We start from the raw sequence: 16,953 nt of genomic DNA, 5'->3' as shown, positions 1-16,953 counted from the left end.
TATACCCCCTAAAAGGGCGAGGATCGATTATGTCAGATGCCATTTTTCACGGGATTTTTTTTGAAAAATTCCTATCCATTACTCATTACCAAACATTAATTGGTCTTGGGCTATTACTTATTTGTTTTTTTGTCATAATGAAACCATTACAAGACAAAAAAATTAATTTTTCAGTTCGCATGTTAGTTGGCTTGATACTTGGGGCAGTTCTTGGTCTGGGAATCCAATGGTCGGCAGGTTTTCCTAAAAGTTCAACAGTTTGGATGCAAGAGATTGCAACATGGTATGGTCTTTTTGGGCGTGCCTTTATTGCCTTTATACGTATGCTAGTGATTCCACTGGTATTTGTCTCAATTGTTAAAGTTATTATTGATTTTTCGGGAAAAAAGAATTTACCCCAAATAGCATTCCGTGGCATTTTTTGGTTACTTTTCACCACGGCAATCGCTTGTATAGTCGGCATTGTTTTAGCTAACGTTTTTGAACTCGGTGAAATAAGCTCAACATCAGTACATCATGCTCAAGCTAAACATTATACCAATATTATTGATACCTTCGTTAATCTGATCCCTAGCAATATTATCGGAGCCATGGCAAAAGAAAATATTGTAGGATTAGTTATCTTTTCAGCATTAATGGGGCTTGCCGCCAATAGAATGGAAAAGAAAAACCCTCAACCGATTGCCTTGTTTAAAACATTTATTGAAGCGCTATACAAAATTGTTATGTCAATTGCAATGACCATTATTAAATATATGCCGTATGCTGTCATTGCGTTACTCGCCCGTACAATCATATCTAATGGTATTCCTGCAATTGTTGAAGTATCAAGTTTTGTTGCAGCGGTTTATATTGCAACTCTCGTTATGCTTATCGTACATGTATTAATTGTCTTAATTCATGGTATTTCACCAGTAATGTTTATCAAAAAAGCATTAGGAACATGGCTATTAGCATTCACTAGCCGCTCGTCAGTAGGCACCTTACCAATGACTATTTCAACATTAACCGTCAGAATGGGGGTCAACACCGGTACAGCAAACTTAGTTGGCTCACTTGGCAGCACCATGGGTATGAATGGTTGTGCTGGATTTTTTCCTGCATTATTAGCGGTAATGGTCGCCCATATGGTTGGGATAGATACCAATATTCAATTTTACATTATGCTTGTAATAGTCGTTGTCATTGGATCAATAGGAATTGCAGGCATTCCAGGAACAGCAACCGTTGCAGCAACAGTGGTTTTATCTGGGATGGGAATGGTCGAATACTTCCCGTTAATTGGTATGGTACTCGCTGTCGATCCAATTATTGATATGGCTCGAACTTTAGCTAACGTATCGGGTGCAATGACCGCAGCGGTTGCCACAGATCGTGAAGTAGGATTAATGAATATGAATGTCTTTAACGATCCGAATGTCACTCTGGATAATGACAACGCCGAAGCTTAAGTAACAACAATATATATTCAATGATAAAAAGGACGCGATTAAGCGTCCTTTTTTAGGTTAATAAAACCATTCAAACCAATTAAAGTGATTTCAACCAATCAGAAACATCTTTACCTAATGTTTTGTGACGCATGGCATATTGAACAAACGTTTGTATATAACCAAGTTTATTACCACAATCATGACTTTGTCCTTTAATACAGTACGCATCGACAGGCTCTTCTTCAAGTAACATTGCAATGCCATCTGTTAATTGAATTTCACCGCCAGCACCTAATGGCGTTTTAGCAAGTAATGGCCAAATTTTCTCAGATAATACATAACGCCCAACCACAGACTGATTTGATGGCGCATCCTCAACCGACGGTTTTTCAACCACACTATACATCTGTGCCACATTCCCTGCGGCAAGTTCTTCACCACGACAATCGACAATACCATATGAAGACACTAATTCCTTAGGCACAGGTTCAACCATGATTTGACTATGTTTAGTTTCGTGATAATTATGAATCATGGCAGCTAAATTGTCACAAGTGAGATCGCTTTCATATTCATCAATAATCACATCCGGTAATACTACTGCAAAAGGTTCATCGCCCACTAAAGGATAGGCACATAAAACAGCGTGACCAAGCCCTTTAGCTAAACCTTGACGTACACTTGTTATCGTTACATGTTTAGGAAGTATACTTTGCACTTCTTGCAACAACTGACGCTTCACCCGTGCTTCTAACATGGCTTCTAATTCAAAACTGGTGTCGAAATGGTTTTCTATTGAATTTTTGGATGAATGCGTAACAAAAATGATTTCGGTAATACCAGCTGCAATACATTCATTAACCACATATTGAATAAGTGGTTTATCCACAACAGGTAACATTTCTTTAGGAATTGCTTTAGTTGCGGGTAACATGCGTGTTCCTAGACCAGCAACAGGGATAACCGCTTTTTTTACTTTACCCTTTAGGGAATTTTCAAAATTAAATGACATAATCATTCCTCAAAAAAATTAACGGCTAATACTATCATAATTTGCTTCCGTTGGACGACCATTTATAAATGGTATTTTTAACGCTCACAGACTTTAACATAAAAGGTATCAAAATAAGTGTATGAATAAATGCTCTCTACATCTTTTTTCGATCAAACTGGTCTAAAAAATTGAACCAATAGATTTTGGTATAGACCATGATCGCCTACGATAAAAATAGTATTGATAATCTGTAAAAAAACGAATACGTTAGCAAATTTATATTGTTTTAGAAAATAAGTAAGTTAAATAGATGTTTATAACAATTATCAGCGAATTCCCAATTAGTTCAAATAAAAACAACTTATCAATATATGGAATAAAATGATGTGAATTACTATAAACAAATTCTTCCTAAAAACAGTGAAAACATCATATGTAATCAATCATAAAGTTAATAACCAATAAAAAATAAGTTAAAAAATACCAATGTCGACTACAATGAATTAACCCTCTAATCCTTACAATTTTTTTGTATTAGTATTAGCTTGTCTCAATTTAATAAATTATCAAAAATCATTTTATGTAAATATTCATTTCAAAAAAAAAATAAGATCTGACGCAATATGAATTAATATATATTATTAAATATCTAACAGTTACTTGATTAAAAGCACAGTTCGTCAACTTGACGAACTGTGCTTTTATGAGAAAAATAGATTTATTATAGAAGTAAATGTGAATGATAAATTATGTATATTTCGACTCACTGCTCCATTTATAATCTATCGCTCACTTCATCAGCCGTATGGGTAATTGCTTTACCACCAGATTGAACATCTTTACCGACACCACTTACCGTATTACAACCCACGACAAACGTTGCCATAACTAACCCTAGCATTAACATTAACATTTTTCGGAACATATTAAATACTCCTCTAATTAATTACATGGTTATTTTAATGTAGCAAACGCTTCTGCTACTCGATGAATATTATGGTGATTTAAACCCGCCACACACATCCGTCCACTGCCCACCAAATAAACAGCAAAGTTATTTTTTAAATATGTGACTTGTTCTTCAGAAAATCCAGTATAACTAAACATACCTCGCTGTTTGATCAGATAATCAAAATTGTTTTCGGGTACTAACTTATTTAGTAATTCAACAAGCTTTATTCGCATTGAGATAATACGTTCACGCATTGCAGTAACTTCATTAATCCATTGGGTTTTCAGTTCGACATTATTCAAAATATAACTAACAAGATGAGCACCATAGGCCGCAGGACTTGAATAATTTCGACGTACGGTTGCTTGAAGTTGACCAAGTACACGATTAGCGACTTCGCTGTTATCACATAAAACGGATAAACCACCCACTCTTTCACCATATAACGAAAATGTTTTTGAAAAAGAGTTACACACAAAACCACATATCCCTAACTCTGCCACTCGTCTAATTGCATATGCATCATCTTCGATACTCTTACCAAATCCTTGATAGGCAATATCCATAAAGGGAATAAGATCGCGTGTTTTTAATATATCAATAACCTGATCCCACTGTGCATGTGTTAAATCGGCACCGGTTGGATTATGACAACAAGGGTGTAGCAAAACAACGCTTTTAGCCGGTAATTGATGTAAAGTTTCAAGCATTGCATCAAACTTAACGCCACAAGTTTGTGAATCAAAATACGGATATTTATTTACCTTAAATCCAGCACCATGAAAAATGTCTATATGATTTTCCCATGTTGGATCACTGACCCAAACTTCTGATTTCGGAAAATAGCGAAACAAAAAATCAGCACCTATTTTTAATGCCCCTGAACCACCTAAAGTTTGAATGGTTGCAATGCGTTTATCTTTAAGAGCGCTGTGTGCTTCACCAAATAGCAAACATTGAATAGCTCGACAATAATCAGGTAATCCACTCATCGGTAAATAAAGTGATGCAGTTTTATCGTTTTGATAGATAAAATCCCGTGCAGCTTTTACACATGCTAATTGAGGTACAACACTGTTTTCATCATAATAATAACCGATACTTAAATTTGTTTTATTCATTCGGTTATCCTGATTAAACTCAGCAACTAATGATAAAATAGGATCCCCTGCGTACGACTCAACTTTTTCAAACATATTTGCAACCTAATTACACGGCAACTAATGATAAATAATTGTAGATTATTGCATCAACTCAATCGGCAATCAATCATTAAATAGAAGTTTACACGTTCTGGGTATGATTAATCATTCACTTGAATGATTAATGTAAAAAAAGATAAATATGGCAAGGCTTAAACGATAAAATTTCTTTAGATATTGCTAATCATAAAAGATGTTTGTCACCCTAAACGAGTATACTGACTACCTTATAGGATTATCTAAAAAAAGCGGAAATGAAGGGCGAAAATTCATGCAATTAAAAAGTAGTCACCAAGTGACTACACCAATTCGATTTGGGCACTAGGTATAAGTCCAAAATTTTTCAGAGTAAAGGATGTATTGCGTTTATTTTACAGCAATGACTTCAATTTCAACCTTAGCATCTTTGGGTATTCTGGCGACTTGTACGCAAGAACGAGCAGGAAACGCAGCATGATGTTCTGTAAAAAAGGCTTCATAAATTGCATTAACGGCCGCAAAATCATTCATATCAGCTAAAAAAATGGTGGTTTTAACGATATCACTAACTTGATAACCCGCTGCCGTAATAATAGCTTTTACATTTGCTAAACTTTGTTTAGCTTGTTCTTTGACACAATCTGACATTTTACCGGTAACTGGATCTAACGGTATTTGTCCTGATGCAAATAACATATTGCCCAAATCAACGCCTTGTACATAAGGTCCTATTGCTGCGGGTGCGTTATCTGTATTAATGATTTTTTTCATATCAATATCTCCTGTAATCATCTGCCCTTGCTAAAAAAATAAAGGGGAATATTATGCTAAGTTAATTTTCAACATTTGAACAGGAACACTATTTGGTGTCAAGCAAGAACAAAATTATGATCATGGGACTTCTTAAGATTTTCTGTTATGATAATCACAATTTTTTTGTTTATTGAGAGTTAACATGTTTGAGAATTTAACCGACCGTTTATCGCAGACATTCCGTAATATCAGTGGTCGAGGACGACTGTCTGAAGATAATATAAAAGAAGCACTACGTGATGTACGTATGGCATTACTTGAAGCCGACGTAGCACTTCCTGTTGTACGTGAATTTATTAATCAAGTAAAAGAAAAAGCCGTTGGTCTGGACGTTTCTAAAAGCTTAACACCGGGTCAAGAATTTATCAAAATAGTGCAGGCTGAACTCACATCGGCTATGGGTGAAGTTAATAGCACCCTCAATTTGGCAACACAGCCCCCCGCTGTTATTTTGATGGCTGGTTTGCAAGGGGCAGGTAAAACCACCAGCGTCGCTAAATTAGCTAAATTTTTAAAAGAAAAGCAAAAAAAGAAAGTGCTGGTTGTGTCTGCTGACGTCTATCGTCCGGCTGCAATTAAACAATTAGAAACGCTTGCAAAAGCCATTGATGTGGAATTTTTCCCATCGGATATTCATGAAAAACCAGTGAATATTGTTAATAAAGCCATTTCTCACGCTAAACTTCAGTTCTTCGATGTGTTAATTGTCGATACAGCGGGACGCTTACATATTGATAGCAACATGATGGATGAAATCAAAGAACTGCATCAGGCTATCAACCCAATCGAAACGTTATTTGTTGTTGATGCAATGACAGGGCAAGATGCCGCCAATACCGCAAAAGCCTTCAATGATGCCTTGCCACTTACCGGTGTGATTTTAACCAAAGTTGATGGTGATGCCCGTGGTGGTGCGGCGTTATCGATTCGTCATATTACGGGCAAACCGATTAAATTCTTAGGAATGGGAGAAAAAACAGATGCTTTAGAGCCATTCTTCCCAGATCGTATTGCTTCACGAATTTTAGGTATGGGAGATGTCATCTCCTTAATCGAAGAGTTGCAACAAAATGTTGATCGTGAAAAAGCAGAAAAAATTGCCAAGAAGTTAAAAAAAGGCGACAAGTTCGATTTTAACGATTTCCAAGATCAACTTAAACAGATGCGAAATATGGGTGGAATGGGAGCTATGTTGGCAAAACTTCCCGGTGCGGGGCAACTACCTGAACACATTAAAGCGCAAATGGACGATAAAATTACCATTAAAATGGAGGCGATTATTAGTTCAATGACGTTAAAAGAAAGAGCCAATCCTGAAATCATCAAAGGATCTCGAAAACGTCGAATTGCTAATGGATCAGGTACTCAAGTACAAGACGTCAACAAACTACTTAAACAGTTTGAAGATATGCAAAAAATGATGAAAAAAATGAAAGGCGGCGGCATGATGAAAATGATGCGCCAAATGAAAGGACTTATGGGTGGCGGAATGGGTTTCCCCCACCGCTAATAAGCTGATATTAACTCGCTTGTTATGCTTTAAACAAAGTATAACAAGCGATATTTACACGAGCATTGCGTATTAATCTGCGTAATGCTGGTAAAAACATTATGAATTAACCGATTTAATTTTAGTTGGTCGGCTCATTGTCAATACCGTCCCGATTGATGAAACAATAATAAATGTAATGGCTAACCATTGATAACGCGTTAATTGCTCTTGCAAAACAATGAAGCCTGACAAAGCAGCAAAAACTGGCGACAAACTCATTAATGTACTAAATGTTTGAGCGGGTAATCGTGGCAACGCTATCATATCTAATCCATAAGGAATGGCTGACGCCAATAATGAAACCACAAACACTAAAGGAAGAAGTTCCAAAGAAAACATAGCACTTCCACTATCCCACACACCAATAGGAAATACAAATAAAGACGCTATTAAAGACCCTATCGCAACACTTGATGAACCATATAATGCCCCAGCTTTACGCCCAAAGACAATATAACATGCCCAACCTGAACCTGCTAATAATGCCATTAAAATGCCAACGGGATCTAAATCACCAGAAGCTTGATGAATCGGTAAAAGTATCGCAAGCCCGATAACTGCAACGCCTAACCAAATAAAATCAACTAACCGACGCGAATAACACATTGCGACAACTATCGGTCCAGTAAGTTCTATCGCAACGGTAATACCAAGCGGAATTCTGGCAATGGCACTATAAAAAGCCAAATTCATGCAACCGGTTGCTACACCATATAAAAACACATACTTAAAAGATTGTTTAGTAATGGGTTTACGCCATGGTTTAAAAATAATGATAAGCATCAAGGATGAAAAAGTTAATCGCCAAGCAGTCATCCCTTCAGGGCCTAATACTGGAAAAAGATATTTGGCCATAGATGCACTTGATTGTAACGAAATCATAGAAATAAAAATAATAAAGATCGGCCAAGATCGTTTAAACATGCCTAATTACCTTGTTAATATAATCAGAAAAAATTGCTCGTCATTTCACAACATACGATGAAATCTAAAGAAATCAATTTTTGATCATTGCTAATGATGATTTAATATAAAATGTCCATATAAGTACGAGTAGGAATGTTTTCAATCCATACTTCGATTTAACTCCTGTCAATTTTCTCTTTTTACTGAGAGCAATGCGAGATCTTGCAATGCTTTTTTATAGGGAGAGTCTGGCAGGATAGCAATCACATCAAAAGCCTTTTGGGCTTCTTGCTGTGCTATTTGTAATGTATATTCAAGTGAACCACACTCATTCATGATCTGCAAAATACGATCCAACAAATGTCGCCCATTTCCTTGCTCGATGGCTTGACGAATCAACTTGGCTTCCTCAGCATTTTGACAATGACGCATCGCATGTAACAATGGTAAAGTTGGTTTACCTTCATTAAGATCATCACCCAAATTCTTACCTAAGGTTTGATTACTATCAGCACTATAATCTAATAAATCATCAATAATTTGGAAGGCCGTACCTAAATATTTTCCATATTCTTGTAAGGCAAATTCTTGTTCTGCATTGGCGCCAGCTAATACCGCTGCCGAATGCGAAGTTGCTTCAAACAAACGAGCGGTTTTACGATAAATGACTTCTAAATATTGTTCTTTAGTAATATCGGGATCATTACAATTGATTAATTGTTGCACTTCACCTTCAGCAATCACATTTGTTGCTGCCGACATAATAGTTAACACTTTGAAAGACTCAGTCCGTACCATCATTTGGAAAGAACGCGTATAAATATAATCACCAACTAAAACACTGGCTGCATTACCAAATAATGCATTCGCGGTTGACTTTCCACGCCTGAGATCGGACTCATCAACGACATCGTCATGTAATAATGTAGCAGTATGAATAAATTCAATGAACGCAGCGGCAACGATGTGCTTATCACCTTGATAATTAAGTGCTTTGGCAACTAACAACGCAATAATAGGGCGAATACGCTTACCGCCACTACTAATAATATAATTACCTAATTGATTAATAAGCACAACATCCGAACTAAGCTCCGCCTGAATTGCCTCATTAACTTTAACTAAGTCATCTTTTACAAGATCGAGTATTTGACTCATTGAAGGATTATTCATCACCCAAACCACTAAAAAAATAGATATTTAATTGCTATTATCTGATAAATATTGCCGAGCAACAAGGTGTTGGATTAGCATATTTTAAAAAAGACTACAAATGATAAGCATTTTCATTTAGAATGATTACCTTAAGTTAAACATGATAATTGTTATGAAAATCAATTTTGATATAGACATTAGCAACGAAAAAGCGCCTCAATCGCCAACACATATCAAACCCAAGAGTGTTTATTTATTCACGTCACTTTCGATTGTGTCACATCTATTTTTACTGGCGTTGCTGTTCAGCCCTATGCTTTTTGCCAAAAATATCATCGTTGATGAAGGTGACAACTCAATTAAAGCGATCATGATTGATATATCGCAAATGGCAGCGCCTGAACAATCATTAGTTGAAAATACACCTGATATCAAAGGGGTAAAAGAAAGTGACATTATCGATAATAAACCAATACCAGAACCGATAGTTGAGCCAGTTATTGAAACCCAAATGACTAATGAAGAAAAACCGGAACCTATCGTTGAAAAAAAACCGGAAGTCATGCCCGAAAATAACATTGTCATCGAGCAAAAACCGAAACCGAAGCCAAAACCCAAACCAAGAACGGAATCCAAACCGATTCAAAAAGAGTCTCGTCAGCAAGTCAGACAAGAAGTGATCACGGATAACTTTGCCAAAACAGCCGTCGCATCTTCCATTTCTGATAGCCGTCAACATTCGGGTAATCCCTCGCCAATTAGTCGTAATCAGCCAGAATATCCTCGTCGGGCACTTGATATGCGCATAGAAGGCTATGTCGTTGTACTCTTTGATATCAATAGTAATGGGCGGGTCGAAAATATTCGAATTATCGAAACCAAACCGAACAATATTTTTAATCGTTCAGTTATCACAGCGATGAAAACGTGGAAATACGAAGGTAAAATAGCAAAAGATTTAAAAATAAAAATAATTTTTAATCGGGATAAATCAATCAGATTAGATAATTAATCGTCTGAACAGTTTCTTAAAATAATAAAATACGATTTTATTATCTATAATCAAAACAAAAGCAATAATCACAGTTAGAAGATTATTGCTTTAGCGATAAGATTATTGATCCGATAACATCAATTTTTCGATTTGCTCTGGTTCTTTTGGCACATCACTGGTCAATACTTCATTACCCGATGTTGTGATTAAAATATTATCTTCAATACGAATACCAATACCTTTATAACACTCCGGCACATCTGCATCTTGATTGATGTAAAGCCCCGGCTCAACAGTCAACACCATACCCGGCTCTAAAATACGATCCCTTCCACTACCGACATCATGTACATCAATGCCGAGCCAATGCCCTAAACCATGCATATAAAATGCGGTATAAGCTTTATCAGCAATGAGCGAATCGACATCCCCTTGCATAATGCCTAATTTAACTAAGCCCGTCACCATTGTTTTAACAACATGATCATTTACTTCCATAATCGATGTTCCAGGTTTTAACAGATCAATTGCTTGATATTGAGCAGCTAAAACAATGTTATAAATATCCCGTTGCGCTTGGCTAAATTGACCATTAACAGGAAAAGTCCGTGTTATATCCCCTGCATAATATTGATATTCACAGCCGGCATCGATTAACACTAAATCACCCTCGTTTAAAAGCGCACTGTTATTTTCATAATGCAATATACAACCATTGTTTCCGGCTCCTACAATCGTATTATAGGAAGGAGAACGCGCACCATGCCAGGCAAATTCATGTAAAATTTCTGCCTCTAACTGATATTCATACATCGAAGGTTTACAGCTACGCATGGCTCGACAGTGGGCTTGGGCACTAATTTTGCACGCTTGACGTAAAAGGTCTATTTCAAAATTAGATTTAAACATCCGCATTTCATGCACAATAGGACGCCAATCAATTACGCTACTGGGTGCTGAAAGCTTAAATCTTGCACCCTGTTTTAAAATCGTAAGGGCTTTTTTGACAATCGTGTCAGCATAATCATATTGCAGATCAGCATGATAAATTGCCTGTTTACCATTCAACAACTCAGGCAAAATAGTATCAATTTTATCAAAAGGATGCGCTTCATCAACGCCAATGGTTTCTAACGCAGCTTGCTGCCCTAAACGATAGCCTGTCCATGTTTCAGCCAGAGGGTCTTTTTTACGATTAAACAGCACATATCGAACATGATTATCTTGTTGTTTAATCATCACTAATACGGCTTCGGGTTCATCAAAACAGGTAAAATACCAAAAATCACTATTTTGCCGATAAGGATAATGCGTGTCATTGCTTCTGACGACTTCGGGTGAGGCAAAAAAAAGTGCGACGCTGTTAGGTTGCATCTGCGAAAGAAGCTTTTCTCGACGAGAAAAAAGCTCTTTTTTGGTATCGATATTTAGCATAGTGATAACCTTTTAAAAACAAGTTAATATTAATGAATGGTTGGTGCGATATCAGCCTCATTAAATTCATCAAAACAGAGAATCGAAGTCATGCGAACATACTCTTTGATCTCTTCAAATGCAAAGCCTAACTCTTGCTGATCTTCGTTTTCATCGTAACCTAGCTTCACAATTTGTCTTAAATCATAAATTGCTTCACCTACATCACCTTGAATACGATTTAATTTTGGTTGAACTAATCCAATCCCTAATAAAAAATGGTTAACCCAACCGACTAAATCATCTATTTGTGAAAAAAGATCATGTTCGTTAAGTAGCAATTGAAATTCAAAATCATCATCCAAAAATTGTTGCTTGGTAATACAATAAAGTTCTACCATTTTCTTATTTAAAGATTCTGGTATTTTTTGCCCATTATTGAGCATATCTTCAACTAAAGGGCGCCAACTTTCATCATGATTGCCTCCGGCTAAAATACCCGAAATAAAACCATGTAATTCAGCAGCAGTAATACCCATTTTATTTAAGTTTAATTCATGATTAAGTTCATCATAATTTACAGTTTTGGTCATTAATGTCACCCTGATTTTGTCATATCAATAAAAAGCACTCTGCACTTTCATTAATTATTAGTATATAATCCACAACTAGCTATAAATAATAAACAGGTTACTAAGCTTTATAAAGGAATTATTTTGAATATTGTAAGATTTGTGATGAAATTTTCCCTTCTCCTTCTGGCGTTTGCTATATCATTAACTGCTTGTAGTTCATGGTTATCTAACAAAGGCACTATCATCCTTGACGTGCAGAACAAAACCCAAACATTCATAACAAGTCACGATTTACCTCATAATTACCAATTAGGTAATGGTGAAGAAGAACTTCAACGATTTGAAACATTTTGCAGTAAAGAAATAAAAGAGTCACAACTTGATGGAAGTGAAGAAATTGTTTTTGAAAATATAAAGCGTGGTATACATGGAGAAGTAGAATTTAAAAAATGTAGTGATAGAATCACTCGAATTTACCGTTATTGAGAAATATGGATATAACAACTATATTTTGATTTGAATAAGATTAACTAAATTTCCAAAGATCGATTAAATGTTACTAGCCATTAAGGCGGTTTTTATTTATATTGGTCGCGTAAATGAAAATATTTTTAGGAGTAGAATTATTATGTATAAACAAGATGTAACCATTACCGCACCAAATGGTCTCCATACCCGCCCTGCTGCACAATTTGTAAAAGAAGCAAAAAACTTTAATGCTGAAATTACCGTCACATCAAATGGTAAAAGTGCTAGTGCTAAAAGTCTATTCAAACTACAAACACTTGGTCTAACACAAGGTACCACCATCACCATTTCAGCAGAAGGCGAAGATGAAAAAGAAGCGGTAAATCATCTAGTTAAATTAATTCCTGAATTGGAATAATTAGCTCCAAAATGCGATAAAAACAGATTTAAAATTGAATAAGGATTAAATGTTATGGTATCAGGTATACTTGTTTCCCCCGGTATCGCTTTTGCAAAAGCGCTATTATTAAAAGAAGAACCTATTGTTGTTAATAATAGGGCAATTCCAGATAACAAAATTGATGCTGAAATTGCGCGTTTTAAAGATGCTCGTCAAAAATCCAGCGAGCAATTAAATGCGATAATGGAACGAGCAAAATCCACATTAGGCGAAGATAAAGCTGCTATCTTTGAAGGGCATATTATGCTTTTAGAAGATGAGGATTTGGAGCAAGAAGTTATTTCTCGTATACAAAGCAAGCATTCAACCGCTGATGCCGCTGTCCAATCAGTATTTGAAACTCAAGCTAAAGAGCTTGAAAACTTAGACGATGAATACTTAAAAGAGCGTGCTGCTGATATTCGTGATATTGGCAAACGTTTACTCAAAAATATATTAGGGATTGAAATTGTCGATTTAAGTGCTATTAGTCAACCTTGTATTTTAGTTGCAACAGATCTTACTCCATCTGAAACTGCACAACTAAATCTAGATATGGTACTTGGTTTTATTACTGATGCAGGTGGACGTACATCCCATACTTCAATTATGGCTCGTTCATTAGAAATTCCGGCAATTGTTGGTACATCAAATGCAACACAAACAATTAAACAAGGTGATTTTGTTATACTTGATGCTATAAATAACGCCATTTATATCAATCCTGATCATACTACCCAAGAAAAACTCAAACAAGTTCAAGCAAAATATATTGCCGACAAAGAAGAGTTAGCAAAATTAAAAGACTTACCTGCCGTCACGCTTGATGGTCACCAAGTTGAAATTTGTGCGAATATTGGTACGGTGCGTGATATCGCTGGTGCGGATCGCAACGGTTATGAAGGTGTTGGTCTTTATCGTACTGAATTTTTATTTATGGATCGTGATGCCTATCCTAACGAAGACGAACAATTCAAAGCTTACAAAGAAGTAGCCGAATCAACGAATGGTTTATCTGTTATTGTCAGAACAATGGATATTGGTGGCGATAAAGATGTACCTTACATGCATTTACCAAAAGAAGAAAACCCATTCTTAGGTTGGCGTGCAATTCGTATCTGTTTAGATCGCAAAGAAATACTCCATGCACAGTTACGCGCAATATTACGCGCATCAGCATTTGGTAAATTACGTATCATGTTCCCGATGATCATATCGGTTGAAGAAATTCGTATCTTAAAATCTGAAATTAATATCCTCAAAGAACAACTAACTGCCGAAGGTAAAGCGTTTGATAAAAATATCGAAGTTGGTGTAATGATTGAAACCCCTGCGGCTGCTGTCATTGCTCATCATTTAGCGAAAGAAGTTGATTTCTTCAGTATTGGAACCAATGATTTAACACAATACACTTTAGCGGTTGATCGTGGTAACGAATTAATTTCACATCTTTATAATCCACTTTCACCATCTGTCTTAACACTGATTAAGAAAGTCATTGATGCTTCGCACAAAGAAGGTAAATGGACTGGCATGTGTGGTGAGCTTGCTGGTGATGAACGAGCAACGATTTTATTACTTGGTATGGGACTTGATGAATTTAGCATGAGTGCAGTATCAATTCCTAAAATCAAAAAATTAATTCGTAATACACATTTTGAAGAAGCGAAAAAACTTGCAGACAATGTGCTAGAAAAAGCAACTTCTAAAGAAATTATGGATTTAATCGAAAAATATAACGCTGAAAAGCAAATTTGTTAGGAGAAAATAATGGGGTTATTCGATAAATTGAAGCAATTCATCAAATCTGATGATAGCAATGATAGCATCGAAATTATTGCACCTCTGAGTGGCGAAATCGTTAAAATCGAAGATGTACCAGATGTCGTTTTTGCAGAGAAAGTCGTTGGTGATGGTATTGCAATTAAACCTGCTGGTAATAAAATTGTTGCACCACTAAACGGTAGAATTGGCAAAATTTTTGAAACTAATCATGCGTTTGCTATTGAATCAGATGAAGGTATTGAGCTATTTGTACACTTTGGCATTGACACTGTTGAATTAAAAGGCGAAGGTTTTACCCGTATCGCTGAAGAAGGTCAACAAGTAAAAGTTGGTGACACCATTATCGAATTTGATTTACCACTACTTGAAAGTAAAGCAAAATCAGTGTTAACACCTGTTGTCATTTCTAATATGGATAGTATTGTCGAACTGACAAAACTTTCTGGTTCCGTAGAAGCAGGTAAAACACCTGTTATGCGCGTGAAAAAATAAGCATAAAAAAAACCTTCAGTTTTACTGAAGGTTTTTCTGCTCAATTCATTAACTGTCTAAAGTTAAATCAGTTTAACGCCACTTTTTATATTGATTAATCAAATTATTTGTTGAATCGTCATGTGAAGTTACTGGCGTATCACTTGCTAATTCGGGTAAAATTCGGCCGGCTAATTGCTTACCTAACTCAACACCCCATTGGTCGAAACTAAATATATTCAGAATAATACCTTGAGTAAAAATTTTATGCTCATACATCGCAACTAATGCACCCAAGCTATACGGAGTAATTTTCTTAACTAAAATTGAATTAGTCGGTTTGTTTCCTTCAAACACTTTAAACGGAACAATTGCTTTAACCTCATCAAGCGTTTTTCCAGCAGCCATAAATTCTTGTTCAACTTGTTCTTTGGTTTTACCAAATGCTAATGCCTCAGTTTGAGCAAAAAAGTTAGATAATAATTTAGGATGATGATCACCAACTGGATTATGGCTAATTGCTGGCGCAATAAAATCACACGGAATAAGTTTAGTACCTTGATGAATTAATTGATAAAATGCATGTTGACCATTGGTCCCTGGTTCACCCCAAATGATTGGGCCAGTAGTATAAGTTGTTTTATGACCATTACGATCGACACTTTTACCGTTTGATTCCATATTGCCTTGTTGAAAATAGGCAGCAAATCGATGCATATACTGGTCATAAGGTAAAATGGCTTCTGTCTCAGCACCATAAAAATTATTATACCAAATCCCAATTAAGGCTAATAATGCAGGAATATTTTTATCAATTGGTGTATTTTGGAAGTGTTTATCCATTGCATGACCACCAGCCAAAAATTGTTTAAAATTATCAAATCCAATAGATAAAACGATCGATAAACCTATCGCTGACCAAGAAGAGTAACGACCGCCTACCCAATCCCAAAATTCAAACATATTTGCTGTATCAATACCAAATTTTTCAACTTCTTTGGCATTAGTGGATAACGCAACAAAATGCAAAGCAACAGCTTTATCATCTTTAGCCGCATCAAGTAACCAAGAACGAGCCGTTTGTGCATTAGTCATGGTTTCTTGTGTGGTAAATGTTTTTGAAGCTACTAAAAACAAGGTTGTTTCAGGATTTAAGCCTTTTAATGCTTCAACAATATGAGTACCGTCAACATTTGAAACAAAATGCATGTTTAAATGATTTTTATAAGGACGCAACGCTTCGGTAATCATGACAGGTCCAAGATCTGAACCTCCAATTCCGATATTTACCACATCAGTTATCGCTTTACCAGTATACCCTTTCCACTCACCGCTAATAACTTTATTACTGAATGATTCCATTTTTGCTAATACCGCATTGACATCATCCATCACATTTTTGCCATCAACATAAATAGGGGTATTCGATACATTACGTAAGGCAACATGTAAAACAGCACGATCTTCGGTGCGATTAATTTTTTCACCACTATACATAGCTGAAATTGCACCTTTAAGATCACATTCATCAGCAAGCTTATGAAGTATTGCTAAAGTCTCTTGCGTAATACGATTTTTAGAAAGATCAACCAAAAACTCATCCTCAAACGGAATACTGAGTTTTTCAACTCGTTTTGGCTCTTCTTTTAAAATCTGCGCAATGGTCTTATTTTGATGCTTTTGATAACTTGCTTGAAGGGATTTCCAAGATGAAGTGGTAGTTGGATCAATTGATTTTAACATAACTCATTCCTTAAATAATAAAGCACTCTATCCATAATATAACTATGCCTAAAATGATGCAAGATAAGGATCTTTTATC

Annotated in this window: 16 protein-coding genes; 7 read left to right on the top strand and 9 right to left on the bottom strand. The window is 35.9% G+C overall.

The window, feature by feature from the left end; translation table 11 throughout:
- Nucleotides 1-29 precede the first annotated feature (29 nt).
- Nucleotides 30-1,451 carry a cation:dicarboxylate symporter family transporter gene (locus J3U36_RS08400; RefSeq protein ID WP_267380179.1) on the top strand — a complete coding sequence of 474 codons (1,422 nt, stop codon included), beginning with the start codon at nt 30-32 and terminating at the stop codon, nt 1,449-1,451.
- 79 nt (nt 1,452-1,530) lie between these two features.
- Here the strand turns inward: J3U36_RS08400 and galU are convergent, their stop codons facing one another.
- From galU to J3U36_RS08380, 4 genes are all read right to left on the bottom strand, one after another.
- The gene (gene galU, locus J3U36_RS08395) at nt 1,531-2,445 is read right to left on the bottom strand and encodes a UTP--glucose-1-phosphate uridylyltransferase GalU (protein ID WP_267352139.1); all 915 of its coding nucleotides are present in this window, start codon (nt 2,443-2,445) and stop codon (nt 1,531-1,533) included.
- A 757-nt stretch (nt 2,446-3,202) separates the two neighbouring features.
- Nucleotides 3,203-3,352: an entericidin A/B family lipoprotein gene (locus J3U36_RS08390; RefSeq protein ID WP_081299206.1), complete on the bottom strand. Its 150-nt coding sequence runs from the start codon at nt 3,350-3,352 to the stop codon at nt 3,203-3,205.
- 29 nt (nt 3,353-3,381) lie between these two features.
- On the bottom strand, nt 3,382-4,575 hold the full coding sequence (locus J3U36_RS08385) for an aromatic amino acid transaminase (protein ID WP_267380181.1): 1,194 nt from the start codon (nt 4,573-4,575) through the stop codon (nt 3,382-3,384).
- A 372-nt stretch (nt 4,576-4,947) separates the two neighbouring features.
- On the bottom strand, nt 4,948-5,331 hold the full coding sequence (locus J3U36_RS08380; RefSeq protein WP_267380183.1) for a RidA family protein: 384 nt from the start codon (nt 5,329-5,331) through the stop codon (nt 4,948-4,950).
- Nucleotides 5,332-5,515: 184 nt separating this feature from the next.
- On the opposite strand from J3U36_RS08380, the gene ffh reads away from it, so the two are divergent.
- Complete coding sequence (gene ffh / locus J3U36_RS08375; RefSeq protein ID WP_267352135.1) at nt 5,516-6,883, top strand: signal recognition particle protein; 1,368 nt, start codon at nt 5,516-5,518, stop codon at nt 6,881-6,883.
- Between the two features lie 99 nt (nt 6,884-6,982).
- On the opposite strand, the gene J3U36_RS08370 is transcribed toward ffh, so the two are convergent.
- Both J3U36_RS08370 and ispB read right to left on the bottom strand, forming a co-directional pair.
- A complete protein-coding gene (locus tag J3U36_RS08370; RefSeq protein ID WP_267380185.1) occupies nt 6,983-7,849 on the bottom strand; it encodes an EamA family transporter in 867 nt (288 codons plus the stop codon).
- Nucleotides 7,850-8,017: 168 nt separating this feature from the next.
- Nucleotides 8,018-9,004 carry an octaprenyl diphosphate synthase gene (ispB, locus tag J3U36_RS08365; RefSeq protein WP_267352134.1) on the bottom strand — a complete coding sequence of 329 codons (987 nt, stop codon included), beginning with the start codon at nt 9,002-9,004 and terminating at the stop codon, nt 8,018-8,020.
- 154 nt (nt 9,005-9,158) lie between these two features.
- Between ispB and J3U36_RS08360 the strand changes: the two genes are divergently transcribed.
- On the top strand, nt 9,159-9,998 hold the full coding sequence (locus tag J3U36_RS08360) for a TonB family protein (protein WP_267352132.1): 840 nt from the start codon (nt 9,159-9,161) through the stop codon (nt 9,996-9,998).
- A 102-nt stretch (nt 9,999-10,100) separates the two neighbouring features.
- Here the strand turns inward: J3U36_RS08360 and pepP are convergent, their stop codons facing one another.
- Both pepP and J3U36_RS08350 read right to left on the bottom strand, forming a co-directional pair.
- Nucleotides 10,101-11,414: a Xaa-Pro aminopeptidase gene (gene pepP / locus J3U36_RS08355; RefSeq protein ID WP_267380188.1), complete on the bottom strand. Its 1,314-nt coding sequence runs from the start codon at nt 11,412-11,414 to the stop codon at nt 10,101-10,103.
- Nucleotides 11,415-11,443: 29 nt separating this feature from the next.
- Nucleotides 11,444-11,986, bottom strand: coding sequence for a UPF0149 family protein (locus J3U36_RS08350; RefSeq protein WP_267352129.1), 543 nt, complete (start codon nt 11,984-11,986; stop codon nt 11,444-11,446).
- Nucleotides 11,987-12,109: 123 nt separating this feature from the next.
- Between J3U36_RS08350 and J3U36_RS08345 the strand changes: the two genes are divergently transcribed.
- The 4 genes from J3U36_RS08345 to crr all read left to right on the top strand — a co-directional run bounded on the left by J3U36_RS08345 (nt 12,110) and on the right by crr (nt 15,152).
- Entirely contained in the window at nt 12,110-12,454 is a 345-nt protein-coding gene (locus J3U36_RS08345; protein WP_267352127.1) for a hypothetical protein, read from the top strand.
- Between the two features lie 142 nt (nt 12,455-12,596).
- Nucleotides 12,597-12,854, top strand: coding sequence for a phosphocarrier protein Hpr (gene ptsH, locus J3U36_RS08340; RefSeq protein ID WP_065559773.1), 258 nt, complete (start codon nt 12,597-12,599; stop codon nt 12,852-12,854).
- A gap of 54 nt (nt 12,855-12,908) precedes the next feature.
- A complete protein-coding gene (gene ptsI / locus J3U36_RS08335) occupies nt 12,909-14,636 on the top strand; it encodes a phosphoenolpyruvate-protein phosphotransferase PtsI (protein ID WP_065559774.1) in 1,728 nt (575 codons plus the stop codon).
- Between the two features lie 9 nt (nt 14,637-14,645).
- Entirely contained in the window at nt 14,646-15,152 is a 507-nt protein-coding gene (gene crr, locus J3U36_RS08330) for a PTS glucose transporter subunit IIA (RefSeq protein WP_267380191.1), read from the top strand.
- A 72-nt stretch (nt 15,153-15,224) separates the two neighbouring features.
- Here the strand turns inward: crr and pgi are convergent, their stop codons facing one another.
- Nucleotides 15,225-16,874, bottom strand: a complete 1,650-nt coding sequence (gene pgi, locus J3U36_RS08325; RefSeq protein ID WP_267380193.1) for a glucose-6-phosphate isomerase — start codon at nt 16,872-16,874, stop codon at nt 15,225-15,227.
- Nucleotides 16,875-16,953: the final 79 nt, after the last annotated feature.

The sequence above is a fragment of the Gilliamella sp. B3817 genome (assembly GCF_026536705.1).
In the GTDB taxonomy this organism is placed as follows: Bacteria; Pseudomonadota; Gammaproteobacteria; order Enterobacterales; family Orbaceae; genus Gilliamella; species Gilliamella apicola_I.
Note: the sequence above shows the minus strand (reverse complement) of the source record. Positions and strands in the feature narration are given on the sequence as shown.